This is a genomic window from Segatella copri, from assembly GCF_024330485.1.
Lineage (GTDB): Bacteria > Bacteroidota > Bacteroidia > Bacteroidales > Bacteroidaceae > Prevotella > Prevotella copri_L.
The window spans coordinates 1-24876 of sequence record NZ_JANDWX010000043.1; the positions used below are offsets into that span (position 1 = coordinate 1).

Consider the following 24876-nt stretch of genomic DNA (forward strand, 5'->3'; position numbering starts at 1 on the left):
TATTGCGGTGAGGTCCCACCTCTTCCCATTCCGAACAGAGAAGTTAAGCTCACTTGCGCCGATGGTACTGCAATGCAATGCGGGAGAGTAGGTAGCCGCCTCCTTTTATCAAGAGCCTCAGATTTCGAAAGATTTCTGAGGCTTTTTTGTTTTCATACTGATTTCAAATCTGTATATTTATTGTCTACATCATCTGTTTTCTTCAATTTTTGCTGCAGCATTTGCCTAAATCATGATATGTATAAAATGTTGCTTAATTGTGGGGTTTACATTTATAAAATCAGTAAAATAACGTACTAAAATGTTTCTTTCCACCAAAAAAATACATTTTATACACCTCCTATTCACAACTTTTTCCTACTTTTGCCCCAAGAAAATGCGAATTATCATGTAAACGGTTAATTTATATAATTACCTATTTATGTAGTAAGAACAAAAGATACAAATAGACTTAACTAAACTCTTTTAATAGATGGTGAAACGATTAATTTTAGCTTTAGTGTTACTCATATTTGTATCACTAGCTAATTATGCGCAAAACATGGGAGTGAAGTCCAACCTCTTATATTGGGCTACAACAACTCCTAATCTCGGTGTCGAGACTGCCTTAGGCAAGAAGCATACCGCTCAGGTATTCTTTGGCTTCAATCCTTGGAAACAGTCCGGTGGCGACCAGTCAAGCCTTCGTCATTGGCTTTTGCAACCAGAATACCGTTACTGGTTCTGCCAGAGCTTCAATGGCTGGTTCTTGGGTGTTCATGCCATGGGCGGACAGTTTAATGCAGGAGGAGTGAAGCTACCCCTAGGCATTTTCAAATCTCTACGTAATCATCGCTATGAGGGATGGTATGTAGGTGGTGGTGTGACCGCTGGTTATCAATGGCCTCTTTCCAAGCACTGGAACCTGGAAACCTCAGTAGGTTTCGGATATGATTATATCCAGTACGAAAAGTTCAAGTGTGGTGCCTGTGGCGAGAAGGAGAAGTCATCTCATGACAACTATGTGGGTCCTACCAAGGCAGCCATTTCTCTTATTTATATGTTGTAACTCATTAAACATAATCTATGAGTATGAAAGAATTTAAGAACTACATATTATTATTCAGCTCTCTTTTGATGGCTATGCCTCTTGCAGCCCAGGATTGCAAGAGTCTCAAGTTGGCTGCTGAAAAGATACAGGTATCTCATGTAGAGATGTCGCATCACAATGACCTGATTACGGTTATGATGGATCTGAATCTCGATTCCCTGGATCTCCCTACTAACAACCAGCTTGTGTATACTCCGATTATCAAGCATAAGGGAGAGTTGCTCAAGATGCCTGAGATTGTTATCAACGGTAGAAGACAGCAGATCATGTTTGACCGAGGGGTTGGAAAGAAACAGTTGCAGCTTTCTCCTCAGGCTTTCGTGGTGAAGCGAGACAACAAGAAGCAGCAGACCGTGAAGTATCTTGCCTCCGTTCCTCTCTCTTCTAAGGAAAGAAACTACGATTTGGATATTCACGAAGACCTCTGCGGTTGTGGTGATCTGCAGGATGGCAATGATTTCACGGTTTCTCGCCGTCGCCAGCCGGTAACTTCTTTCGTCCGTCCGGAGGTAGAGGCAATCAAGGTCCGTCATCTGGATAAGCGCGCTTATATCGATTTCCCGGTAGACCGTATAGAGTTGCATCCAGATTATCGCCGTAATCCTGCACAGTTGGATAGCATTATCCGTACCATCAATGCATTGAAGGAAGATAAGAATCTCGAAGTGAGCGGCATCAATATTCATGGTTATGCATCACCGGAGAGTCCTTACACCCATAATGATTATCTGGCAAAGAACCGTGCCAAGACGCTGACCGAATATGTCCGCCGGATGGTGAAGTTGCCAAACAACCTCTTCACGGTTTCTTCTACTCCAGAGGATTGGGATGGTCTGATAGCTTATATTAAAGGTAGCAACCTGGAGCATAAGGATGCCATTCTGGCGATTATTGCCGATAAGAGTCTGAATCCGGATGCCCGCGAGTTGAAGATTAAAAAGCTGTATCCTTCAGAGTATCGCTTTATGCTCGATACCTGGTATCCAGCCCTCCGCCATTCCGACTACCACATTACGTATAAGGTGAAACCTTTTGATGTGGAAGAGGCAAAGGAGATCATCAAGACCAAGCCACAGCAGTTGAGCCAGGAGGAGATGTTTCTGGTAGCCCAGACTTACGAGCCAGGCAGCAAGGAGTTTAATGATGTGATGGAGATTGCCGTCCGCATGTTCCCAGAGAATGAGACAGCGAATCTGAATGCAGCCATAACCCGCTTGAATGCCGGTGATGCAGATGATGCGAAACAATATCTCGACAAGGCAGGAAACTGTGCCGATGCCCAGAATGCCCGAGGTGTTTATGAGATACTGAAGGGCAACGAGAAGCAAGCTCGTTATTATCTGGAGCAGGCTGCCAAGGCTGGTGTTGCTTCTGCAAAAGAAAATTTACAGAATCTATAAAGTTATACATACTGTCTGTTTAGGTTAATATAGCTGTTCCTTAGAGTCAGGGCACTGCCCTGGCTTGGGACAGTCTCCTGAACCAGGCATATTTTTTCTAAGTACAAATATAGAAAGAAACTCAAATATAACGTATTAGATGAATTGTAAACCAAATATATAAAAATGTAATATAATTAGATTTTTAAGAGCGGTTATAAGTAAAGAAATAAAATATTAATAACAATAATAATAACTTACAAGATGAAGAAAACTTTATTATTTTCCGTTGCATTGGCAGGGCTGATGCTCGGTTCTTGTTCAAGTAGCGATGATCTGAATGGTGGTGGTAACAACACAGGTTCTAATCAGAGTGGTGATGGCTATGTAGCATTTACTATTAATATGCCTAGTCAGTCAGGTAGTAGCTCTCGTGCTTTTGATTCTAGCAATGACCAGTTTAAAGATGGTTTGGCTAATGAGTATGCTGTGAAAGATGCTACTCTTCTTTTGTTCGATGGTGCTGATGAAAATAGTGCGACATTTGTAGCTGCTTATAAGTTGAGTACAGAACCTTGGAAAAAACTTGCACCTTCAGATGATAACATTACTACTCAGTCAAGGAAGATTGTGCAGAAGGTTACAAAGTCAATTAACAAAGCTAAGGCTTTGGTGATTCTTAACAAGAATGGTATCTTTACTGTTGATGATACTGATAATTCTTTGACTATTGATGGTACAAAATTTACTGGAACTTTCAAAAATTTCTTGGAAAAAGCTGATGCAACAAAAGACAAGGACTTTACAAAAGAGGGCTTCTATATGGCTAATGCTCCATTAGCTAGCAGCAATGGTGGTAGTACAGCTCCAGCTACAGGTACAAAAGTTACTACATTGACTGATTTGAAAGATAAAATCTATGATTCAGAATTAGCTGCTAAGACTGGTGATCCTGCAGAAGTTTATGTTGAGCGCGGTGTCGCAAAGGTAACTCTTCAAAAGGGAACTGTTAATAAAGCAGATAATGGTACAACAGATAAGGTTTCTTTTGAAGTAACAGGTTGGGCAATCGATAATTATAATCCGACAACATATTTGGTTCGTTCAACAGATGGTTTCAATTCATGGATGAACTATGCTAATGAAAATGTGACAGCCAAACCTTATCGCTTTGTCGGACATACAGAAGTTGCTCCAGGATTGTATCGTACTTATTTTGCCAAGGATGTGAATTATGATACTGATGCTAGTACTGTTTTGAAGCGTGCTACAGATTTCAAGAATACTTATGGAGATGAAAATCCTCAGTATTGCTTTGAAAACACTTTTAACGTTGAGAAGCAGAGAGAGAATCAGACAACATTAGCAACTATTAAAGCTAAGTTGAATGGTGGTACTTCTTTCTATATTCTTGGTGGTGATCAGACAACTCTATATACAGAGGATGATTTGAAAACTTTGGTTGCTGGTAAGTTCATTACAGAGGAAGATACTTGGTTGAAAACCAATGGTAAGGCTGGTGAAACAATTACAACAACCGATATTACGGTAACATTAGATAAGACTAACCCTACTGCTGTTATTGTAACAGATATTAAGGTTGCAGATTCAAAATTGACTGATCCAACAACAGTAACTTATCCTGCTTTAGATAATGTTAAAGCAGCTATAGGTACTATTACTTATTATCAGAATGGAGAGTCTTATTATACTGTGCGTATCAAGCATTTTGGTGATGAATTGACTCCATGGGCGAAGGGTCAACTTGGTGTATCAGAAGGTAAGATTTATCCTGATGGTACTAAGACTGCAGAGAATAACTGGCTCGGCCGTTATGGTGTTCTCCGTAACAACTGGTATGATATTACTGTAGAAGGTGTTAAGGGATTAGGTTCTCCTATAAGACCTACACTTACAACAACTACAGATGATGAATTGGAGTCTTATATTGCAGTACGTATCAACGTCCTCTCTTGGGCTAAGCGTACACAGGGTGCAACTTTGCACTAAGATGTAAATACATTTAAGATAAAAATTTGAAAATAATAATTGATTAGCGATATGATAGCGCAGAAGATAAATAAATGGTTGAAGGGTGTCATGGCAGCTGCCATGACCCTGGCCGTCGCAACCTCATGCCACGATATGTGGCACCAGGACTACAGCGATTGTCCTAATGGTGTATATGTGAAGTTTAAGTATGATTATAACCTCCAGCGTGCCGACATGTTCAATGACCATGTTGGACAGGTAACGCTGTATGTATTCGACGAGAACGGAAACTATATAACCCAACAGACCGAGACGAATTCTGCGCTATCATCGCCTCTCAAAGACCCAAATTATATGATGCACGTCGAGAACCTGCAGCCAGGTAAATATCAGTTCCTTGCCCTTGCCGGACAGAATGCATACGCCGACCAGTTAACTTCAGGCCGTGCCAAGTTCGTTCGTACCGCTCCATCGACTACAGGAGATAAGATGCAGAAACTGGAAGTGAATCTCGACCATGAAAATAGGGGAGAGTATGATGAGGTTGTCAACAACAGCCTTCCTCTTGATACCCTCTGGCATGGTAAACTGCTGGAGGCAGTAGAGGTATCATCCTCAAAACCTTCTTATGCAACCATCCCTCTGGTGCGTGATACCAAGAAGATCAATGTGGCGCTTCGTGACCTTGACTCTCCACAGGATATGGATGTCAACGACTACACGATGACCATCGAAGATCATAATGCCCGCATCCTTTGGGATAACTCTCTCGATGAGAGCCGTAAACTTATTTATACCCCTCATGCTACATGGAATACGGTAGATGAGGACGAGCAGGGCAAGATAGCCCATGCAGACTTTATGACTTCCCGCATTCTGAAACACGAAGATTACAACCTGGATGGCCGCCTCCTGATTAAGAACAAGGAGACCGGAAATACGGTAGTGAATGTAGATTTACCAGACCTCTTGAGTCGTCTTCGCACCAGCGAGGAGTACAGTTACAGTGCACAGGAATTCCTAGACCGTGCCTACGATTACAAACTTCAGTTCTTTATCCAGGGTGGCAAGCTCAAGTATTGCTACATCACCATCAGCGTGAATGTACTGAGTTGGAGCAAGCGCATCCAGTTTGAAGAACTCAATTAAAACTCTTGAATCCAAAGAGAATCGAAAATAAAAATATTAGTCCTACTGGCTTCTTGTAAGCCCTAAAATATAAAGTATATGTTTAAGATGAAATCGATAATCCGTTCATTGCTTGTCCTTTTACTGGTAATGTCCTTCACATCTTGTGTGAGAGACAATATCAGTGACTTTCCAATGCACAATGGGGATATGAAATCATATTTGCAGGTAAGGGTGACAGTGGATGGTTATGGAGATACACGTGCGAGTAGGGCAGGTGCAGATGATAAGTATTATTTTACAGAGAATCCTTCAGGTGGAGAGCATGGCGATGGTGATGATGTAGGTGAAACTAATGAGCGAACCGTTACCAACTTAAACTTATTGCTTTATTCATCACAAAAGAATGATATGAGTGATGATAATGCCACTATAGAAAAGGTTATTTACTTTCAGCACTTCTCTACAAATAGTGGTGGTAATTCTGCAATATGGCAATCTTCACCGATACAGATACAAAATGAAATTATGGAAAAGAACTATCATCTGCTTGTAGTTGCTAATGCTGATGATATGACTTCCGAATGGCAAGGTAAAAAGTTGAAAGATATTCGTGATAAACTTATTATGAATGTTTGTACACGAGACGGTGTAGATATAACAAATTCAAGTAACTTCTTGATGTCATCTTTAACGGATGCTCAACTAACTCCTGCTGGTCATACAGGTTCTCTGGAAGATCCGTATCTTGTGGATATAAATATAGAAAGACTGGCTGCTCGTATTGATATCATGCCAAATGCTAAGTGTCAGGAGAATAAGAAAACAAATACATATACATATAATTATAATGTAACTGATGCATCGAATAATGTTATTGGTGGTTTTGTTTTAGAGTCTGTTATGCCATATAACGATGTAACCTCAGGTGAATATCTCATAAAAAGAGTTACTAATGTTAACGACCAAAATACCGTAAACTACATTTCACCGGAAACAGAAGATGCAAATCATAATTCAACGAACTATGTGATTTGTCCATGGACGGTTGGTCGTAAAGGAGTAGTTTATCGTAATGAAAAGAAAAGTAGAGCAGATTGGGAGTCAATGACTTTTCCTAATTTTTATAAGGTGAAGAAAGCCAAAAAAAGTCATGGAAACGATAATGATAATCCAAAAGCCACCACTCCGTATAATTATAAGTACTATATTCTTGATTATGTCATGGAGAATACTTCCTTTGATAATTCTCAAGAAACAGCAACGGGATTAGTGTTTAAGGGTACATATTATGATGCAGATCAATGGCAAGTTGCTAAAGCTGAAGACATGGCTAATGGTATATTCGGTAGTCCTAAAACGGGTGCAGTCGGTAAACCAAAATGCTATACCTACGTCATTCGGCATAGCGACCCTACGGGTAAAGGTACAACTTCTGACCCAATGCATTACGGCATTGTCCGCAATAACATCTATCGGGTTCGTATTGACGGAATTACTGGAAAGGGACCGGATGGAATAAAGATTACCCTCAATGTGAGAAAATGGGCAACCTATACTCACGAGGAGACAACAATGTAACAACAAAACAAACAGATAAACAGAAAGTATAGTTTTCAAAACAATGAAAATGATTAAGACGATACATACGGCATTGATTCTGATGGTGCTAGCCTTTATGACGGCTTGCTCCACTGATAGTGCAGACCCTATACAGGGAGACAGTGGAGGCGTTAACCGAGGCGACAAGGTTACCGTCCACATGACTCTTTCTACGGCTTCTTCTTCCGGAACAAGAGCTGTTTTATCATGGAACGATGGCGTAGATGCAGAAAACATGAAGAGCTGGGTTGTAGCCTTTGTAAAAGACGGCAAGGTTGTTTCTTTTGCAGAGAACTCCAATTTTTCGGAGGGTAATCGTATTAAAGATGAAGTTACGATAAAAGATCTTCCTAAGAATGCCACCTATCAGGTTTATTCCTTCGCCAATCTTACTCCCTCCGAGCTAGGCATCTCTAAAGATGCAGAAGTTAATTTCGACATCATGAAGTGGAAGATGAATGGCAATGGCTTCGATGTGAATGACCCAAACTGCACAGGTATTCCTATGAGTAATAAGCAGGAAGTGACAATAAATGCTGAAGGCAAGCCAAATATCACAAACCTTTGGGTAGTAAGAATGCTGGCAAAGGTTACTTTAAAGTTTAAGAATCCAAGTTCTACAGATTTAGAGATCAAGGACATTACTTTGAATGATGTAACTTCAAATCCTTCAACTGATGTCAATAAAGAGGGTAATATCATGTTGTTGCCAAAGCATTCAGATGCTTCAGGAACCTCTGGTGCAACTGGCTCATCTAGCCTAACTGGTGCAGATAAAGATGAGGTTACATGTGTTCCGAATCTGGTAGAGCAGGCTGCAACGGAGAATTATACTTATAAGCTGTCTTCACCAATGACGATACAGGCAAATATAAACGATTATAATACAGAGAATGAGGTTTCATTCTATGTGAATGAAAGCGAAGCGGGCAATACTTCCAAGTATTTCATCATCAATCTGAATACATCAGCAGGAGTCAAGCGTTACGCCCTGTTCAAGGATTGGACAACGATAGCTCGCAACGACCATCACATTCTTCCAATCTCATTAGATGATTACAAGTTGAAGTTTGATGTTCAGTCTTTCACAGCCATCGGTCTCTATCCATCCATAACAGATAACGGAACCACTCTTTCCTACACCTGTTATTACCCGGAAGAGGAATTCCATATCCAGCCAAAAGTTGTAAAGGCTGATGACACCGAGGTTTCCGGCAACATCGACAATACCCAAGTAAAATGGGAGTTAATCCAAGAAGATGGTATGTCAGATGCCACTGCTGCCGAAACGAATGCCAAAAAGGTATTTAAAGGTCTTCCATCATGGAATCCAACCACCGGCTATTTTGAAGGTATCTTCAATGATGACAAAGCCGACAAGCAGAGTGCCCTCTATCAGGTCACTGTCCCTGTACCGGGTGTAACAGGCAAGTCTCTAATATACAAGATACTTTTCACCAAGGATTTGAGTAGCTTTGCTGCTCGTAAACATTATACACGTAAATACTATCGCTATGAATAAGATTAAAAACATATATCGTACTCTCATCCTCCTCCTTTCATTGGTTTTGATGCCAGTGGAAGGATGGGCTAGTGATGGTTCATTAGTAAAGGGTGACACTCCATTATCATTGAGGGATTATATATTGGGTAAATTTGATTATGCATGTTTCTATTTTGAGAAAGATGGAAAGAAACTTGATATATCAAATTGGGTGATTTCTAATAATTATAATAGTAGTAATTCTATAAATAAAGTCTCTTATGGATGGGATGGTCATCTGAAAGACAATAGTTATGTGTATTATAATAAGACTAAGTTTTCATATGGGGAGCCTTGGAAAGAAATTTTTGAGTATAAATTAGATACTAATAGTACTGATATCCATAATTCAAAACTCGTTCTCCTTCTTTCAAACGATGCCAAACTCTTAACCGAAAAAGAGAATCTTGCAGGCGTCACAAGGAAGGAATTTGATTTATATACAGAAGAAGGCTTGAAGTCTTCTGCGATTAAGCCTGGCAGTAAATCATCAAATTTTTCCACAGCAGAAAGTATTTCTATAATCCCAACAACTGCGACCTCAACCCATGTTGTTACTTTGCCAGATTTCAATGCAAAGTATTTGCGTTGGCAGTTATTTAAGTCTGAGACTGCTACCGATCCTGTTGCTCCCATAACAGATATATTGAGTAATTCTTCATCAGCAGTTAAAGGTTCTGATTTGATTTTCTTTAATGCAACCGCTATAGCCAATGAGGCAGCCCGTACTGTGACCTTTGATTTCTCGAATCTTCCAGAAGGAGATAATGTAGAGAACTATGTCTTGAAGTGTACTTGGGCAAATAATGATAATGATGATGCCAAGGTGGTAACATATAATAAAAATACTTATATTCTTCAAGAGCCAACTCTTAATGGAGAATATTCCTTTAAGTTTGTAAAGCAAGAAACACTTGATGCGCTTCCTTTGGAGCTTTCTGCTGACAATGGAGCTGCAGCAGAAAGTCATGATGTAGATGCGATATATAAAGACTATAAACTTGAGGTAAGTTTGAAAGATGTAGTTCCTGAGATTCTTTCTGATTTCGGCGTTGCTGATAAGAAAGATGTCAGCAACTTCTATATGCGTTGGGTATTAGCAGACAAGGATGGTAAAATCATTAGTGCTACTTCCAGTAATAGTGCTTTGGCTTTGCGCAAAACTTCTGATGGTGCGGGGTATTATACCTTGTTATCAACCGAGGGTTCTTCTTTATTGCCAAATGGATTGAATGTAACTTTCGAGTTGCCTTCCGGTTCTTCATGGTCTTCAGACATGAAGGTATATTGCTTGTTGACTAATGACCTCACTGGCCATGAAGCGAAATATGGCGTCATTACAAAAGAGCCATCAGCTTTCAAGAGCAAGATAAATGTAAAACTCTATTCTCCAAATGATCTCCCATTCAAGCATTACGAAGGTATCGCCAATAAAAAGGGAGACTGGGACATGGTGAATGGGCATGCCTATCAGAAGACCCATGAATGGGAGTATTATTATTATGTTGATGGAGAAGAAGACAACAAGCAGATTCTCTTGTCCCTGCCATTTCAGGGGTATGATGGAAATGGTAATGATCTTGAACCTCGTGGTTATTTCCGTTGGTATGATTATAATACTGATCAAGGATCAGAACATCTTAAGGTTTTTGATGAAACACAAACAAAATTATTCAAGAAGGGAAATTGGGGATTATTCGCCAATAATATCGGTAAACATCCTATTAGGAATCTGATAGGTGTTAATTATACTACTTCCCATGTTAGCGATTCATGGGAAGGGGAGACCATTGCCTGTGATGTAAGTAGATATATTGACGGAATGGATGAGTCAAAGACTTATCTGCTCCATGAACCAACTTTGTCTATTCGTTACATCTTCCATATTCTTCCCAAAAAGAAGATTGCTAATGATATCATGGCTGCATTATGTAATCATGAGGATGGTGATTATACTTATGAAGATAATAAGAAGGTTACATTTGGTTATAAGGATGAAAACTCAGTAACAACATTGCGTTTGCAATTGAATGATATTTCTCGATACTCATTTTATCCGATGACATCTGCTGGCTTGAAAAAGGTTGTATACAATAATGATATTACTGAAGATGATTTTGATAAGTCAAAATATGTCTCTGTTCCTTCGTACGGTTCTATCGTATGGCGTATTTATGATGTTTCTAAAACAAAATATTGCGAGTTACAAGAGAATAATAATGATAAGCGCTTTCTTGATTTAAGTGAAAAAAAATTGAATGATGCTGACTGGTATAATTTAAAAGGTTTGCCTATTGCTGCTGAGGATAAGCCGGTTATAGATAAAGGTGTTCCTGTATTTGTTGTAGCTTATTTGAAAGTAGTAAACGATATGTGTCCTGTAGCTAACTTTGATGTTCGTTTTATGGGATTCCATCCAATGACGCATAAGCAGATAACTGCTGAAGGCTATAATAACAGAACCATATCATATCTTGATGAGCATTATCAAAAAGCCACCAAGCCTATTTCATTTGACGATGATGATGATGAACAGACGGTGGCAGCCCCAACAACTCCAGATGACAACCAAGACCGATTGCCATCAAGATGGGATCGACGTGCCTATAGCTTCGTATATCGTGATTTGATAGACTATGATGCTACTGGTTATTCTGTAAGTATTGGACATTCCCCACTTCATGGAGATTATGGACTTTATAAAACTGCTAATATTTCTGGTATTTCAGGACATAGTTATGCTACTGGTGAGGATGGTTATGTTTGGTGGACAGATAAAACCTTGCATGATCGCACGTACGAAATGACGAATGGATCTCAGAACGGACACTTCCTTTATGTGGATGCTTCTGATGAGAGTCGTCAGATTGCCGCTGTAGATTTTAGGGCAAATCTCTGTACGGGTATGCAGATGATATTTTCTGCTAATGTCGCAGATATGACTCATGCCGATGAACTCCCTCAGGTTATGTTTAAACTTTATGGAGTGAATTATGATGCAGAAGGAAATATACAGAGTCAAAAACTGCTTCATTCTTTCTCGTCTGGAGATTTTAAAAATAATATCGACAAAAATAGCGACGGAAACATAGAAAAAGCTACATGGTATCAGGTTTATGGTAAAATTGTCATTCAGAAGGAATCTGGTGTAGAGAATTACTCTGATTTTAGAGTTGTCATTGATAACTATTGTCAGAATACCGAGGGTGCCGATTATGCCGTAGATGATATCCGTATCTATATCGAACCAGCTAAGGTGCAGGTACTCCAGGAGAAGCCGGTATGTGGCGGTGCTACAACTGGAACCATCAAGCAGAAGATACGTGCTATCCACGAGACATTGAATGCAATCTTGGGGCATCAAGATACCAAAATTTATTTCCGTTTAGTGGATGAAGATGGTAAACCTGTTTCTGGTAAAGGACTTTATTCATATACCTTACATGATATAAATAAAAATACGACGACGAAAGTTGATGGTGATGAATATGGTACTGTAGACGTATACGATTCAGAGGAAACGTGCAAGAACTTTGAAATCGATGGTACTAATATGATAGAAGTAGACAGTGAAGGTGAAACCTATATTGTGCTTAGCAATAAAGACTATCCTTTGACTACAGGTAAGAAGTATTATGTATCTGTATCTACAGGTAATCCTGCTGAGGGTAAGGCTAATTGGGGCTCACCTGCAGAAATTTGCTCGGTATATAGTGACTGGTTCGAAATGGTTAGCCAGCATCCAGTCATTACTGATACTAAAGGTAATATCGTAACGGATTATAAGATTCCTTGCGATCAAGCCGACAACTATGAGGTTAAAATCAAGGGACAATTGATTACAACTGACCCTCGTAATGGTGGTAAGATAACATTGGATAATGTTAAGTTCTTCTGGTATCTTGGTAGTACAGCTGGGAAAATTAAGTTGAACGAAACAGCCAGCAACGAAATCACCATCAGCAAGGAAAAACTTCCCTTGGGTAAAACTTATCAAATCTATATGCAGCCTGAGGGAGATCAGAATAAAGATGGCTATATTCCATACGAAATCAATGGTACAACCTATCTGTTGTGTACAAGTGCTATACCGGTAGATTTACGTGTGATGAAGGATGGACCACAGCTTAACTTCGGTTTCAATGATGTGGATTATCCATTCAATGATGGCAGTTATGAGGCATCGCTTCGTATCGGTTTGCCACAGCTGGAGAAGTTGAAGGCTTCTAAGGGATATTTGAAGGTACCTCTTCATAGTGCTACGATGAGAGATGGAACAGCTATTACTGAGCCACTTACTTTCATTGATGATAATAGTAAAACTCCTGCTGGTCCTTCGACATCGGTGTATGTTGCATCTACGAACGATCCTTTATGGGAAAAGAAGCTGAATACACAAGTTGCAACATTGGAGAACGAAGAGTTGGCTGCTATTGATCCAAAAGTTCAGTCAACCCTCAATCTCAAGTTCTTAGATGATGCCGTAGAGAATTTCAACGAGGGATATTACTATGTTCTCCGATTCGTTTACGAGAAGAGAGCAGCTTCTGCGGCAACTACCAACTGCCCTGGTGAGTCTTATCTCAAGGTGAAGATTGTACCGGAGTTCATTACCTGGACTCCTACTGCCGATGGCGGTATGAACGCCAACTGGAATAATGATGATAACTGGCATCGCTCATCTTCTACAGAATTGTATGATGATAAGTATACAGATTATCTGGCTTATGGAAGCAGTATGTCGGGTACGCCAACTTCTGCAAAGGATATTCCTACGCTGAACAGCTATGTGCCAATGAAGTTTACCAAGGTAACCATAGGCAATCTGAATGGTTTGCCATTTCCTGACCTCGGTAATGTCGTTTACCGTAGCACCAATAAGATTGCTACCAAGCTGACCAATGGCAAGGGTAATGAGGCTACGAAGTATATCCAGTATGATATTATGACTTACTGGGATGAAGCAGCTGCTGATAAGGGATTGGAAGCAGGTAATCTGAAGTGTGAGAAGTTCTATGGCAATACCTGTCATCAGATTTACTTCAAACCTCAGGGCGAGCTTCGCGACCAGTGCTATCTGATATATGACAAGGCTTGGGTAGAGAAAGAGCTGGAACCAAATAAGTGGTACACCATGGCTTCGCCTCTGCAGTATATCTACGCCGGTGATATGTATGTGCCAGCAAAGGATGGACGACAGGAAACCAAGGCGTTTACGGATATCACGTTTGATACGAATGTATATAGCCGGAGCAAGTATCCGGTTTATCAGAGAGCTTGGATGAAGAGTGATGTGAAGGAAATCACCCCTGATGATAAGCATAATGCATATCATTATCCGGATGGAGCAGCTCCAGGTGATGTTGATATGAATCTCGGCTACTGGAGCCACGTATATAATAAGGTGGACGAGAGCTATGCCGCAGATGGAACTTTCGGTGGCTTCGCTATCAAGGCTGGTAATGCGCTCTTGCCAAAGGATAAGACTAAGAAAGCGCTCCTCCGTTTGCCAAAGGAAGATACCAGCTATCAGTACTTTGATTATGATGGAACAACAACTACTGGTGATTCTGCAACTGTTGGTAAGAACAATGGCCATGGCAAGCTTCTCGTTGCTTTCAGTAATGATGAGAAGCATCTTGCAGAGAAGACTCAGACCTTGGGAGATGGTAACAACAGCGGATACTATCTCGTAGCCAATCCATATACCTGCTCTATCTCTCTGAAGAAGTTCTTCGTGGCCAATACTGGTTTGCAGAACGCTATTTGGATTGTAGAGAAAGGTGAGGTAAAGCCTATTTCTTCTAAAGAATTGGATAAGCAGAACTATGCTATCCAGCCTACCCAGTCGTTCTTTGTTAAGAAGAATGCTGGCGCTGCTATTAGAGAAGTAAGATTCACTTCTACGATGTGTGTTGACCGCACCATTACTCCTGGCCTGCAGATGGCATCTGACTATGTAAAGAGCATTGAAGCAACGACTGAGAATTCAAACGGCCAGACTTCTAGGGCACGCATCGCCTTGCGTCCGGAGGCTTCTGCCGACTATGATGACCAGGAGGATGTGGAACTCTTGTATGATCAGAACCTCAAGGATGTTCCGCAGGTTTATACCGTTGCCGGCAACGAGGCGGTGGCTGTGAATGCTGTTCCTGAGTTGTCCTGGATTCCGCTCGGTATCGTGAGCCAGCAGGCTGAAGAGGTTTCACTCACCCTGAAGGGTATGAACAAGCTCGATGCTCCGGTTTATCTCTACGATGCTGCATTGGCAAGCTTTACAGAAGTTCATGAAGGCGAGGCTGTGAAGGTGAAGGCGGGTGATCACGGAAGATACTTCCTCACCCAGACCCGTACCTCAACCGGTATCGACCGCATGGAGGCTGAAGAGCAGAGCGCACCGGTGAAGGTTTACTCACCAGCTGCAGGCATGATCGTTGTTTCTGCCTTGGGTGGTGAGAAGCTCGACAGGGTTCAGGTATTTACATTGGATGGCAAGATGGTTCACAGTTATCAGTTGCCTGATAAGCAGAGAATGATTCTCAGTGTTCCATCCGGCATTTACATCGTGAAGGCATCTACCCAGTCCTGTGCTCAGGCTAAGGGTCAGAAGATTTCAGTAAGATAGTATATTCTGGTTTTTAAATATCAATACTTATTTTTTTAATACCCACATTATCTGATACCTTACTATATATAGGGGCATCTTTGTTTCTTTGATAGAGACGAAGGTGTCCCTATCATTTTAATTATTTTTTTTAACACGCATAATTTGCTAGTTTCCAACAATTATCTTATATTTGCAAAGACTTTCTGTGTCTCTTATGTAGAGATTCAGATGAACGACATCAAAAAACGAGCTTGATTCGCATGATGAAAGAGACAAATATACACTCACAGGTTACGTCCACTATTGCAGGGGACGACGGCGAAGCCGTGGCAAAAAGTGAACAAAACGCTAAGAAAAAGGTTCCGGAAAAGCCTAATGAAGGGCTTGAAAAACCTGCTGATGCAGGATGGTATGTGGCTGTAGTGAGAGTGAATTGTGAAACGAGAATAGCTGATTCTATACGAATCAATCTTAATCACAATCATGTTTGGTTTGATTACTGGATTCCCAAGGTAAAAGTAGTTTATATAGACAAACGTTCCAATAAGCGAAAAGTGAAAGAAAAGCTATTTCTTTCCACCTTTATCTTTTGCAATGTTTCTCCGAGACAACTTGACAAAATCCGCTTCCGTTCGGATGTGTATAAGATGCTGACGATGCCAGGTCAAAGGAAAATATATCAAATTCCCGACCAGGTTGTTGCCAACTATCGATATTTTGTAGAGAATGATGAAGAGCCTGTCACTGCTGCCCCTGTTCCTTTGAAGAAAGGAATCAAAGTGCGAGTGGTAGCAGGCAGCATGAAAGGTGTGGAAGCATACGTACAGAGCTATAATGGCAAGAAAGCCGTCATCGGCAGCGAAATCAAGTATATCAGTGGTGCAACGCTTACGATAAGTAGAAATTTACTCGAAGTCGTTGAAGAAGATTGAGTTGTAGAATGATCTTGTTGCATAAAAATGGAACCGTTGGTATACATTCTTGAAAGTAGTTTGTTTAAAGGGATATGTCTCTTTATAGTTACTTTAATAGGTGCATTCATAACAGATCAGCGTACCAAAAGAAACAATATAAAACAATGAATAAAGAAGATAGAAAAACTCCTTTGAAAATTTGGTAGTTTCACGGAAAACCCTTATCTTTGCTGCGAATTAAATATAGAAGTTATGGCACAGTTAACATTACAGGTAGATAGTCCATCTTTGTTGGAGCAATTAAAGAATGTCCTCTCTCTTATGAGAGGCGTTAAAATAGTTTCAGACTCCCCTGTTTCAAGGAGTGCTGCTTTGGAAGATGTTCCAAACGCAGAAACTTTGGCAGCAATGAAAGAGGCTGAGAGTGGTCATGATGCGGGAGTAGTTCGAGTAGATAGCTTAGAAAGTTTCATGGCATCAATGGAGGAATAGGGTTTATGAAAGAAATTCGAAAGACCTCGCAGTTCTAGAAAGATTATAAGCGTTTTAAGAATGATAAAGAATTTGTAGAAACGCTTATGGGGATAGTTAAGCTTTTGGCAGAAGGCAATCAGATACCGGAAGAATATAATCCCCATTCTTTGAAAGGCAACTGGAAGAACTATATGGAATGCCATATAGAAAATGATACACTTTTGATTTGGTTTGATAAGAACAATAATGCAATAGAATTAGTTCGTTTAGGTTCGCATTCTGAATTATTTGGTAAAGGACGTAAGCATGATCCCCATAACAGCCAGGCGGTTCCATCCCGCAAAACATGGCGAAGACCTTTGATGGTCCGCCAACCTTATAGCGTAGCGGTTCTGAGCACCGGAGGGCGGTTCTGATGAATAGTCTTAAATATTATTAATTATTTTGGCTGTTTCATAGAAAAAGTGTATTTTCGTATCGTTTATAACATAAAAACGAGACAATTATGAATACAATTACTATAGATAATAATACATATCACGACATAGAAACATTTGCTCATGTAAACAATTTGGATGTAGCAGATGTTGTGAAGAAGTCTTTTCGCTTCTTTATAGAGCAGTTTAAGTTTGCTAAGCCGCAATCGAAAGCATCTCGGTATCAGTTGCCATTGCATTTGAAAAAGATGCGAGGAGTATTAGCTGGTGTGGAAGATAGTGAGGATGAAAGATTAAACTATATATTGAGCAAGTAATGAAGAAGATATTTATAGATACGAATGTGGTTCTTGATTATTATCTGGACCGTGAAGGCTTTAGTGATGATGCTGAAGCCATCTTGGCTTATGGATATAATCAAGGATGTTCATTGTATGTATCTTCTTTAACTTGTGCCAATATGGCGTATATAGGCAGAAAGAAGTTCCCTGGTGAAGCGATATATGCAGTACTTGCAAGTTTGTTTGAATTTGCCGAAATAACATCTGTCGATACGAATGTTGTAAAGTCCGCAGTAGCTTTGCAAGCTAAGGACTTTGAAGATGCATTGCAATATTTTTCTGCTAAGGCAATAGGTGTGGATTGTATTGTTACCAGAAACGTTAAGGATTTCCCTTTTTCGGAATTGCAAGTCTTGACCCCTAAGGATTTTTTGGCTCATTATACAGTTGAATAAAATGGTGAGGGTGATATAAGTTTTGGTTCTAGTAAAGCTAATATTAGTGAGCACATTACTAATATTTATCAGTAAGGAGAATTGGTGCAGTCAGCAACTGTTCGGAAATTCCGAACAGTTAGAAAAGAAGGCAATCGTATGGTTACACGTAATATGAATTACTATAATCTTGATAACCCTGATGGTCTTAATCTGCAAGCCGTCTCCATGCACCTATTTTCTGCAATATAATAGCAAGTTGTCCCCAGCAACAGACATGCTGGTCCCATCCCGCACAACCTGGCGAGGGCTTTGATGCCCCGCCAACCTTATAGCGTAGCGGTTCTGAGCACCGGAGGGCGGTTACATCCCTAATCCCTATGGTAGGGATTTAGGGCTTGGATATAGGGTAAGGACCCCCTCTTCGCAAGAGGGGGACAGGGGAGTCGAAGGTAAATCACCATTAGCCCGTATGGCGGTATCTGTATAATATGATACCTTTCTTTAACAGTAAGAGAAAAAAACTCCTTTAGCTAGCAATGCCAGCCAAAAGGAGTTATAAGAGTTAATCAAGGCGGTGTCGGGCAGCCCAGCTTCCAGCATCCAGACACGGACACTCCTTTGGAGTAGTCCCAGGCAAGTCCCGATGGCCCACAATCTTCGCTTTCGGAAAGAGAATCTTCAGATTCCTGAAAAGATCAATGAGTCTCGTTTCCTGCTCAGTTGTCATGGTGTTGCAAGGCTTGCCTTGCTCATCGAGCCCTCCCTCATAGCAGATGCCGATAGAGCATCTATTATAAGGTCTGGCATGAGCCCCCACCTCCAGCAGCTTACGGTGCTGCGTCATCGTACCATCCTTACGGATGTAGAAGTGGTAGCCGATGTCATAAAACCCACGAGCCTTATGGTCACGGCGCAGCTGTTCCACACTATAGTCCTGATTGCATCGGCTAGCCGAGCAATGCAGTACCAGAAATCTCACAGAGTCGGCAGACATCATGTTCTTGCCGTTCTCCACTTTGGCGAGGAGCATGCGCCCAGAGCGTACCTTCCCCCCGCCAATGTTCATTGGAAATGTATCTTTCGTCATAGGAATAATTCAACATTCAACACTCAACATTCAACATTGCTATAAGGCATTTGCGCACGAGCTTACTCCCAGTGCCGTGAGAGCAGCAATCAGCGCCTGTACGATGGCATTCACGATTTGAGTCCAGGAAATCTTGTTTGGATTTGATTCAGAGTTAGAACGAAACATTTTCATAATCAATAAAATTTAAATGAAACAATAAGTTATCAGAGTTTAGCAGTGCCTCCCTTTCAGAGAGGTAAGGCACTGCCAGAGTTGGAGACTATTCCAATCCGTCACCATTGTCGGAACCAGTTCCGCCAGCCTCGGTGCCGGAACCGCCGCCAGTGGTTTCACCACCAGTAGTCTCACCGCTAGTGTTCTTTCCGTCAGTGGTCTCGCCGCCTGTGGTCTTATCCTTCTTCTCTTCACCGTACTTGACGAGTTCGATGGAATCAGGAATCAGGTTGTAGAGACGAGTACCATTCTGCAACTTGGTGAAAGAAGGACGGAAGGCAGGAACGAGACTCTTGACGAGTTTAGCGTTCGCCTTACTCTCATCTTCTACGGCTTTGCCGGTAATGAAGCGGATGAAGAGCTTGCCGAATCCAAGCAACTCGATGTCGTAACCCTTCTTCAGGTTCTCCTTCACGTAGTAAGCATAGCGGTCGAGTACCGCCTTTACGTCTGCAGGAGTAGCTGTAGACTCCACTGCGATTTGGTTAGCAACCTCCTCGGTGGTCAAGGTACCGTAACTGTAAGGTCTAACAGAAAAGAGAGTCTGACCCTTCTTCTCACCCATGTTAATGGTCTTCTTTGCAACTTTGTAGCTTTTACTCATAATTAAAACATTTAAAAGATTAATACTAAAGTTCAGTCATCGTCAGTCCAAAGAGATTTGCAATCCCGTTTGTTCTGATTGACGTTGCGAAGATACAACATTGGCGAGGCGAAAACAAATGCCTTCACTGACGTTCACCATCTGTTTACCACTCATTCACTATACGTTTACTTTTAATAAAAATCATAGCAATGGAAGATAACAATAAGGCAAATATCGTCTTTAATATCTCTGGCGGTAACAACCAGATTCTGCCCAATGCTATCAAGGCTGAGCAAAACTTTTATGGCGACAAGTACATAGAGGAGATGATGAAGGCGAAGACCACAAGTCAAGAGCCTGTTCTCTCACCCGAAACAACCCGTCTCTCCTTATATATTAATAATGTGGAAGCATTAGCAGAATATGTAGCCAAGCTCTCTGCATGCACCAATGCCAAGGAATTGGCTCAGGTGGTGATGGATATGGTGAATGATACAGATGTAAAGGTTGACCAGGATATTATGGTGAAGCAGGAATTCATCGAAGTCTTACAGCCCTTGGCTCCTCAGGTTACTACAGGCATCAGTAATATCCGCAAGTATATCAATGAAGCTTGGTATAAGTGGAAATGATCACCAATGAAGTAGCGTGAGGAAAAATACTGACAAAAGGCACTTTTACGTACTCCATAATTTCAGAATTTTCAATGAATCCAAATTCGTTTCGTAGAATTGAAATTATGTTGAGGCTTGATAAGTTACTGATAATCAGCAGTGTATAAAAGTTGAAAAATATATTTGGTCTCTTGAAAATCTATAGTTGTACGACTATGACCCCTATAGTTGTACGACTATAACTCCAGAGTTGTACAACTATAGCATGTATAGTCGTACAACTGTAGCTTTACAGTCGTACAACTATAGGATTTTCAACTCGCAAAACTTGCGGATTATGGTTAATTGCTGCTGAAAATTGGCTTTTATTGATTCTAGATGGTTAATTTAGTATGGAGGATAAAAATTTGTACATGATACAGAAGGCACAGGAGTTCATGAATGAGAATCACTTTGCCGACGTCTCCCGAGTGCAGTGTCTGCTACGCAAGATGATGTCCAAGGAGTATCATGGCCTCATCGATCAAATCAAGGAGTGCCAGGATCCCCATGCTATCTTCAATATTCATGGCGGAAACAATCTCATTGCGCCCACTGCCAGCCAGGCTGAGCAAAATTTGGTGGAGAAACCTGCTGACGAGATAAAAAAAGATAAGGAATAATCAAGAAAGAAGACCGAGATGCTGAACGATTTCGATTCACCATTCGATATCACCGTAGATCTCCACAAGTAATTGGGCGGAGATGAAAAAACACCCCAAAAATTTGGTAGTTTCACAGAAAACCCTTATATTTTCACCTATAAAAAGGAGATACAATTATGAATACAGCTACATATACATTAGATGTCCCTGCAACCGATATTTCTCTTTTCAAATCATTGATTAAGAAATTCGGGTGGGTTGCCAAAAAGCAAAAAGCCCCTAAGGCTTGTAGATTAGACAAGGCATTAGAAGCAGCAAAGAATGAAAAACTCTTTGCTACTAATGATTTGGATGAATTAATGAAGAGTCTTGCTGAATGATGAAATATACAGTTAAGTATTCAACATTGTTTAAAAAGTCATTTAAAAAATGTATGAAACGAGGTTGCTCTGAGGGTAAATTTCGTAAAGTCATTTCTATTTTGGCAGAAACTGGAACTTTACCACCAGAATATAAACCACATCCTTTAAAGTCAAACTATAAAGGGTGTATGGAATGTCATATTACTTCCGATTGGCTTTTAGTTTGGAAACAAAATGATAAAGAATTGATTCTGATTTTAACCGATACAGGTACACATAGTGACATTTTTGGCTGGTAGCCCACTAATATGAGTTATCTGAGTAAAATGTTATAGAAAGTTATAGCAAAGCGGTCCCATCCCGCACAACATGGCGAAGACCTTTGATGGTCCGCCAGCCTTATAGCGTAGCGGTTCCGAGCACCGAGTAGGGCGGTTACATCCTTCCTCCTGAGGAGGAAGGCTTGGTTAGAGGTGGAGCTCTCCTTGCAGGAGAGACGGAGAGGTAGAAAAATCAGCACAAATGGAAAAGCGAATGCGTGATGACTATCGCCGCAGAACCGGTAAGGAAGCAGAATCATTTTGTGTATTGTAAGAATGAAAAAATTAGATTTAGTCAAGATTAATAGTTGTGCACCATATTCAGTGAAAGAAGATACGCAAGAAGGTGCATATACTTTTATCGCAGATTCAGGAGCTGAGTTTTCAATCGGCTTTATGCCTGATGATTTGATTCGATCCGATGAGTCCTACGAATGTATCATAGGTAATCTCAACGGTGTGAAATCACCTCGTGATAAAAATGTCAAAGCTACAGTCATAGCAATTGTAGAGGAATTCTTCAATGCCAATAAGGCGACGATGTTGTTTTTATGCTCTACAAGTGACGGCAAGCAATTGATGAGAGGAAGGTTGTTCAAGAATTGGTTCGATACATATAAGTATCGTAATCGTTTTACAATGGTGACATCTACTTTGTTAGATGAGTATGGAATAGACAATAGTACTATTGCATGTGATGCTCTCAATGCGCTATAATACGAATAAATAACATTCTTTATTTAAGTTTTTATAGAAAAAATAAATAGACGTGGTAGAATATAAAACATCAAAAGGAAAGTTTGTATGTTTGGAAGGTTTGCATAGACCTTTCAATATACCATTATGCCAACTAGTATGGGTATGTAAGTTTATTGTTTCTTTATGGAAGGATGAACAGCTAACGTGTATGGCTTCTGAAATCAATTATCGATTTTTTAAATCTCATTTAAAAGATTTGCATCATAAAATGAAATCTGAGAAGAAAATAGAAGGGGTTATTCAAAAAGATAATGCAGATTTGATATATGAAAGGATCAAAAAACTCAATATTAAAGAGTTAAAAGAACTTATCTCTAAGGTACTTTTATCTCGTAAAGAGAAAGTTGACAGAAAAATCTATAGTGCATATAAAAATACGTCGTATTACATAACATTGGCTAAAAAGTTGGATTTGATAAATGAAAGATATTATCCTTCCGAACGGGCAAAATCATTAGCACGCCATAAGACTACGTTTTTTTATTTAGATTCTTTTCAAAAAGATTTGATTTTTCGGATTTTGGTAGAGAAAGATAAAGATATGCTCATTCCTTTAATTATATCTCTTCCATTTGAGCAAAATGAAAAAGCGCCAAGAATCTATTTAAAGTATATTGAGAAATGTTGTGATGTAACGTTCTTTAAGTATATCACCAAAAGTCAGACTTCTAATTATGATAAAGTTAGACTTAGTTGGATAAAGCAATTAGGTGCTGTATCAAAGCGGGGCTATCTTTTAAAGAAATATGAATGGCTTAAAAATGAAGAAGCTTTCGCTGAACACAATGAAAACGAAAGGAAATTTTTAAAGCAAATTGTACGTAATGAAGAGAAAATGAACAAAGCTTTTAAGCAATTTGAACGCTCGTATCATACTTTGGTTTCGGAGGGGAAGCATGATGCTCTTTTCGTTAATTTGTATGATATTATGTCATTGATGCATTGCTCATATAATACATTGAATAAGATAATAGTTCAATATTATGAACAAAAAAAAGAAGAAAAAATAGTGCTTTTTACAAATTTGGTGCAATCCATTGATAAACGGCGTAGATTCTATGTTAAAAATCAAGTGCCAGTATTAAAAGTTAAAATTATATAGTTATGGATATTTCGAATTTATGGGAAAAGTTAGAGCCTAAACCTTGTAATTTAGAGGCAATACGGTTGGACCTCAAAGCAGGTCTTGTTCCAAATTTACCATATTTTGTTATTGGTAATGAAGAATTGAAAAAAAAATTGTCTGATAATATATCTGCAATAGATTCTCAATTTTCTTTTTCGTATATTGTAGCAAATTATGGAAATGGTAAAACTAATATATTGCGATACCTTGAATATTTTTTTAATGAAGTATTCAAAGAGCGTAATGTTAAAGTTGCATATTGGAGAGCAGATGTTGATAAATATGACTTAATCATTTTTTTGCTTTATATTATTCAGGTTCAGTTTAATGAATCATTGCGCAATGCATTAATACAGATGTCTTCTGAAGAAATTGATAAAGCAGCCTTTTCATATAAGGATTCTTTTGTTTCACTCAAAGAGTATGTAAGTGAAATTAAATCGCATAAGGAAAGTTCTGATGATTTGAACTATTTAATCGAGTTAGGGACAGGGCGAAAGTACACTAAAGGTGCTTTTCAAAAATATAGCATTCCGCAACTGTCTGATTATAATCGACGAGAAGTTTTAGTCTTTTTCTTGAATGTATTAGCAGTTAGCGGTAACTATATCATATTTGCTATTGATGAATTAGAAAAAATTCATGAGAAGTCAAAAGCAAGATTTAGTTCTTTTTTGACTTCTTATAGAGAGTTGATAGATTTAAAGGGGGCAATCAAAGGGCATTGTTTGTTAACTGCGGCAACGGATGCAAGTGGTAGTACTCTTGCAAGTATTAATCCTGCCTTTGAGAGAAGAATTAGTTCTTTTAAGTTGTCGTTGGAAGTTATAAATGGCAAGGCAAATATTTCGTTGTTGGCTTCTTATTTAAAAGACTTGATAGGTAGTGGTAAAACTAGTGATCAAACAGATAAAATAGTCAATACCATATCTTCTAAGAGTTTTTCAAATAATAATACTATTTTAGAAAAGTTGTGTTCGGAGTTATTTGAAGAGCATTCTTCTGATTGGAACGATTTATTGAAATCTTATAGCTTGCAAGAAAAATTTTTAGAAGAGAAAGATAAACTTTCTGCAAATTCGGCCTTTGAAGGTATTTATACAAAATTCTTTGATTCTTTAAACAGATATATAAAGGTTTATACGGTCAATGATAACATACTAAAGTTTCGCAAGTGAATAAATATCAACTTGCTTGTTTATAAATATGCATATTACGTAGCGTATGGGCAACAGGATTACTTTCGATGAAATCTGCCAGCAACTCTGTAGCATCTAT

Annotated in this window: 22 protein-coding genes, 1 rRNA gene and 2 pseudogenes; 21 read left to right on the forward strand and 4 right to left on the reverse strand. The window is 39.6% G+C overall.

Annotated features, from left to right (window positions below):
* The 7 genes from rrf to NNC77_RS14895 all read left to right on the forward strand — a co-directional run.
* Positions 1-104: ribosomal RNA gene (rrf, locus tag NNC77_RS14865) — 5S ribosomal RNA — on the forward strand; the annotation flags it as partial.
* Positions 105-475: 371 nt separating this feature from the next.
* On the forward strand, positions 476-1048 hold the full coding sequence (locus NNC77_RS14870; protein ID WP_437183293.1) for a DUF3575 domain-containing protein: 573 nt from the start codon (positions 476-478) through the stop codon (positions 1046-1048).
* A 23-nt stretch (positions 1049-1071) separates the two neighbouring features.
* Positions 1072-2490: a DUF3868 domain-containing protein gene (locus NNC77_RS14875; protein ID WP_254971626.1), complete on the forward strand. Its 1419-nt coding sequence runs from the start codon at positions 1072-1074 to the stop codon at positions 2488-2490.
* Positions 2491-2733: 243 nt separating this feature from the next.
* Positions 2734-4479, forward strand: coding sequence for a fimbria major subunit (locus NNC77_RS14880; protein ID WP_254971627.1), 1746 nt, complete (start codon positions 2734-2736; stop codon positions 4477-4479).
* A 51-nt stretch (positions 4480-4530) separates the two neighbouring features.
* Entirely contained in the window at positions 4531-5610 is a 1080-nt protein-coding gene (locus NNC77_RS14885) for a FimB/Mfa2 family fimbrial subunit (protein WP_254971628.1), read from the forward strand.
* Positions 5611-5799: 189 nt separating this feature from the next.
* Entirely contained in the window at positions 5800-7170 is a 1371-nt protein-coding gene (locus NNC77_RS14890) for a fimbria major subunit (protein ID WP_194253366.1), read from the forward strand.
* A 43-nt stretch (positions 7171-7213) separates the two neighbouring features.
* Complete coding sequence (locus NNC77_RS14895; protein ID WP_254971630.1) at positions 7214-8713, forward strand: hypothetical protein; 1500 nt, start codon at positions 7214-7216, stop codon at positions 8711-8713.
* Between the two features lie 282 nt (positions 8714-8995).
* Here NNC77_RS14895 and NNC77_RS14900 read toward each other — a convergent pair whose 3' ends face one another.
* Positions 8996-9448, reverse strand: coding sequence for a hypothetical protein (locus tag NNC77_RS14900; protein WP_254971632.1), 453 nt, complete (start codon positions 9446-9448; stop codon positions 8996-8998).
* Between NNC77_RS14900 and NNC77_RS14905 the strand changes: the two genes are divergently transcribed.
* From NNC77_RS14905 to NNC77_RS16740, 7 genes and pseudogenes are all read left to right on the forward strand, one after another.
* On the forward strand, positions 9417-15359 hold the full coding sequence (locus NNC77_RS14905; RefSeq protein ID WP_254971634.1) for a T9SS type A sorting domain-containing protein: 5943 nt from the start codon (positions 9417-9419) through the stop codon (positions 15357-15359). The two genes, NNC77_RS14900 and NNC77_RS14905, sit on opposite strands and share 32 nt — an antisense overlap.
* Before the next feature lie 242 nt (positions 15360-15601).
* The gene (locus tag NNC77_RS14910) at positions 15602-16273 is read left to right on the forward strand and encodes a transcription termination/antitermination NusG family protein (RefSeq protein ID WP_118081147.1); all 672 of its coding nucleotides are present in this window, start codon (positions 15602-15604) and stop codon (positions 16271-16273) included.
* Between the two features lie 234 nt (positions 16274-16507).
* Entirely contained in the window at positions 16508-16747 is a 240-nt protein-coding gene (locus NNC77_RS14915) for a hypothetical protein (protein WP_254971635.1), read from the forward strand.
* Between the two features lie 50 nt (positions 16748-16797).
* Positions 16798-17145, forward strand: a pseudogene (locus NNC77_RS14920) (type II toxin-antitoxin system YafQ family toxin); the annotation flags it as partial.
* Between the two features lie 89 nt (positions 17146-17234).
* A complete protein-coding gene (locus NNC77_RS14925) occupies positions 17235-17483 on the forward strand; it encodes a hypothetical protein (RefSeq protein ID WP_254971637.1) in 249 nt (82 codons plus the stop codon).
* Entirely contained in the window at positions 17483-17902 is a 420-nt protein-coding gene (locus NNC77_RS14930) for a type II toxin-antitoxin system VapC family toxin (RefSeq protein WP_254971639.1), read from the forward strand. The genes NNC77_RS14925 and NNC77_RS14930 overlap by 1 nt, the downstream gene beginning before the upstream one ends.
* A 21-nt stretch (positions 17903-17923) precedes the next feature.
* Positions 17924-18076: pseudogene (locus tag NNC77_RS16740) on the forward strand (virulence RhuM family protein); the annotation flags it as partial.
* Between the two features lie 370 nt (positions 18077-18446).
* Here NNC77_RS16740 and NNC77_RS14935 read toward each other — a convergent pair.
* The 3 genes from NNC77_RS14935 to NNC77_RS14945 all read right to left on the reverse strand — a co-directional run bounded on the left by NNC77_RS14935 (position 18447) and on the right by NNC77_RS14945 (position 19791).
* A complete protein-coding gene (locus tag NNC77_RS14935) occupies positions 18447-18971 on the reverse strand; it encodes an N-acetylmuramoyl-L-alanine amidase (protein WP_254971640.1) in 525 nt (174 codons plus the stop codon).
* A gap of 39 nt (positions 18972-19010) precedes the next feature.
* Positions 19011-19145, reverse strand: coding sequence for a smalltalk protein (locus NNC77_RS14940; RefSeq protein ID WP_153079614.1), 135 nt, complete (start codon positions 19143-19145; stop codon positions 19011-19013).
* A gap of 88 nt (positions 19146-19233) precedes the next feature.
* Positions 19234-19791: an HU family DNA-binding protein gene (locus tag NNC77_RS14945; RefSeq protein WP_254971642.1), complete on the reverse strand. Its 558-nt coding sequence runs from the start codon at positions 19789-19791 to the stop codon at positions 19234-19236.
* 191 nt (positions 19792-19982) lie between these two features.
* Here NNC77_RS14945 and NNC77_RS14950 point away from each other — a divergent pair, with 191 nt between their 5' ends.
* The 7 genes from NNC77_RS14950 (at position 19983) to NNC77_RS14980 (ending at position 24776) form a co-directional block, all read left to right on the forward strand.
* Positions 19983-20405, forward strand: coding sequence for a hypothetical protein (locus NNC77_RS14950; protein WP_200758667.1), 423 nt, complete (start codon positions 19983-19985; stop codon positions 20403-20405).
* Positions 20406-20779: 374 nt separating this feature from the next.
* Positions 20780-21049, forward strand: a complete 270-nt coding sequence (locus NNC77_RS14955) for a transcription-repair coupling factor (protein ID WP_254971645.1) — start codon at positions 20780-20782, stop codon at positions 21047-21049.
* A gap of 158 nt (positions 21050-21207) precedes the next feature.
* Positions 21208-21411 (forward strand): hypothetical protein, encoded by a 204-nt coding sequence (locus NNC77_RS14960; RefSeq protein ID WP_117695734.1) that lies wholly within the window; start codon positions 21208-21210, stop codon positions 21409-21411.
* Positions 21411-21692, forward strand: coding sequence for a type II toxin-antitoxin system YafQ family toxin (locus NNC77_RS14965; RefSeq protein ID WP_117695740.1), 282 nt, complete (start codon positions 21411-21413; stop codon positions 21690-21692). The genes NNC77_RS14960 and NNC77_RS14965 overlap by 1 nt, the downstream gene beginning before the upstream one ends.
* Positions 21693-21989: 297 nt before the next feature.
* A complete protein-coding gene (locus tag NNC77_RS14970) occupies positions 21990-22430 on the forward strand; it encodes a DUF6169 family protein (protein WP_117695735.1) in 441 nt (146 codons plus the stop codon).
* Between the two features lie 52 nt (positions 22431-22482).
* The gene (locus NNC77_RS14975; RefSeq protein ID WP_147329745.1) at positions 22483-23574 is read left to right on the forward strand and encodes a hypothetical protein; all 1092 of its coding nucleotides are present in this window, start codon (positions 22483-22485) and stop codon (positions 23572-23574) included.
* A gap of 2 nt (positions 23575-23576) precedes the next feature.
* A complete protein-coding gene (locus NNC77_RS14980; RefSeq protein WP_254971647.1) occupies positions 23577-24776 on the forward strand; it encodes an ATP-binding protein in 1200 nt (399 codons plus the stop codon).
* The last annotated feature ends 100 nt before the right edge of the window (positions 24777-24876 follow it).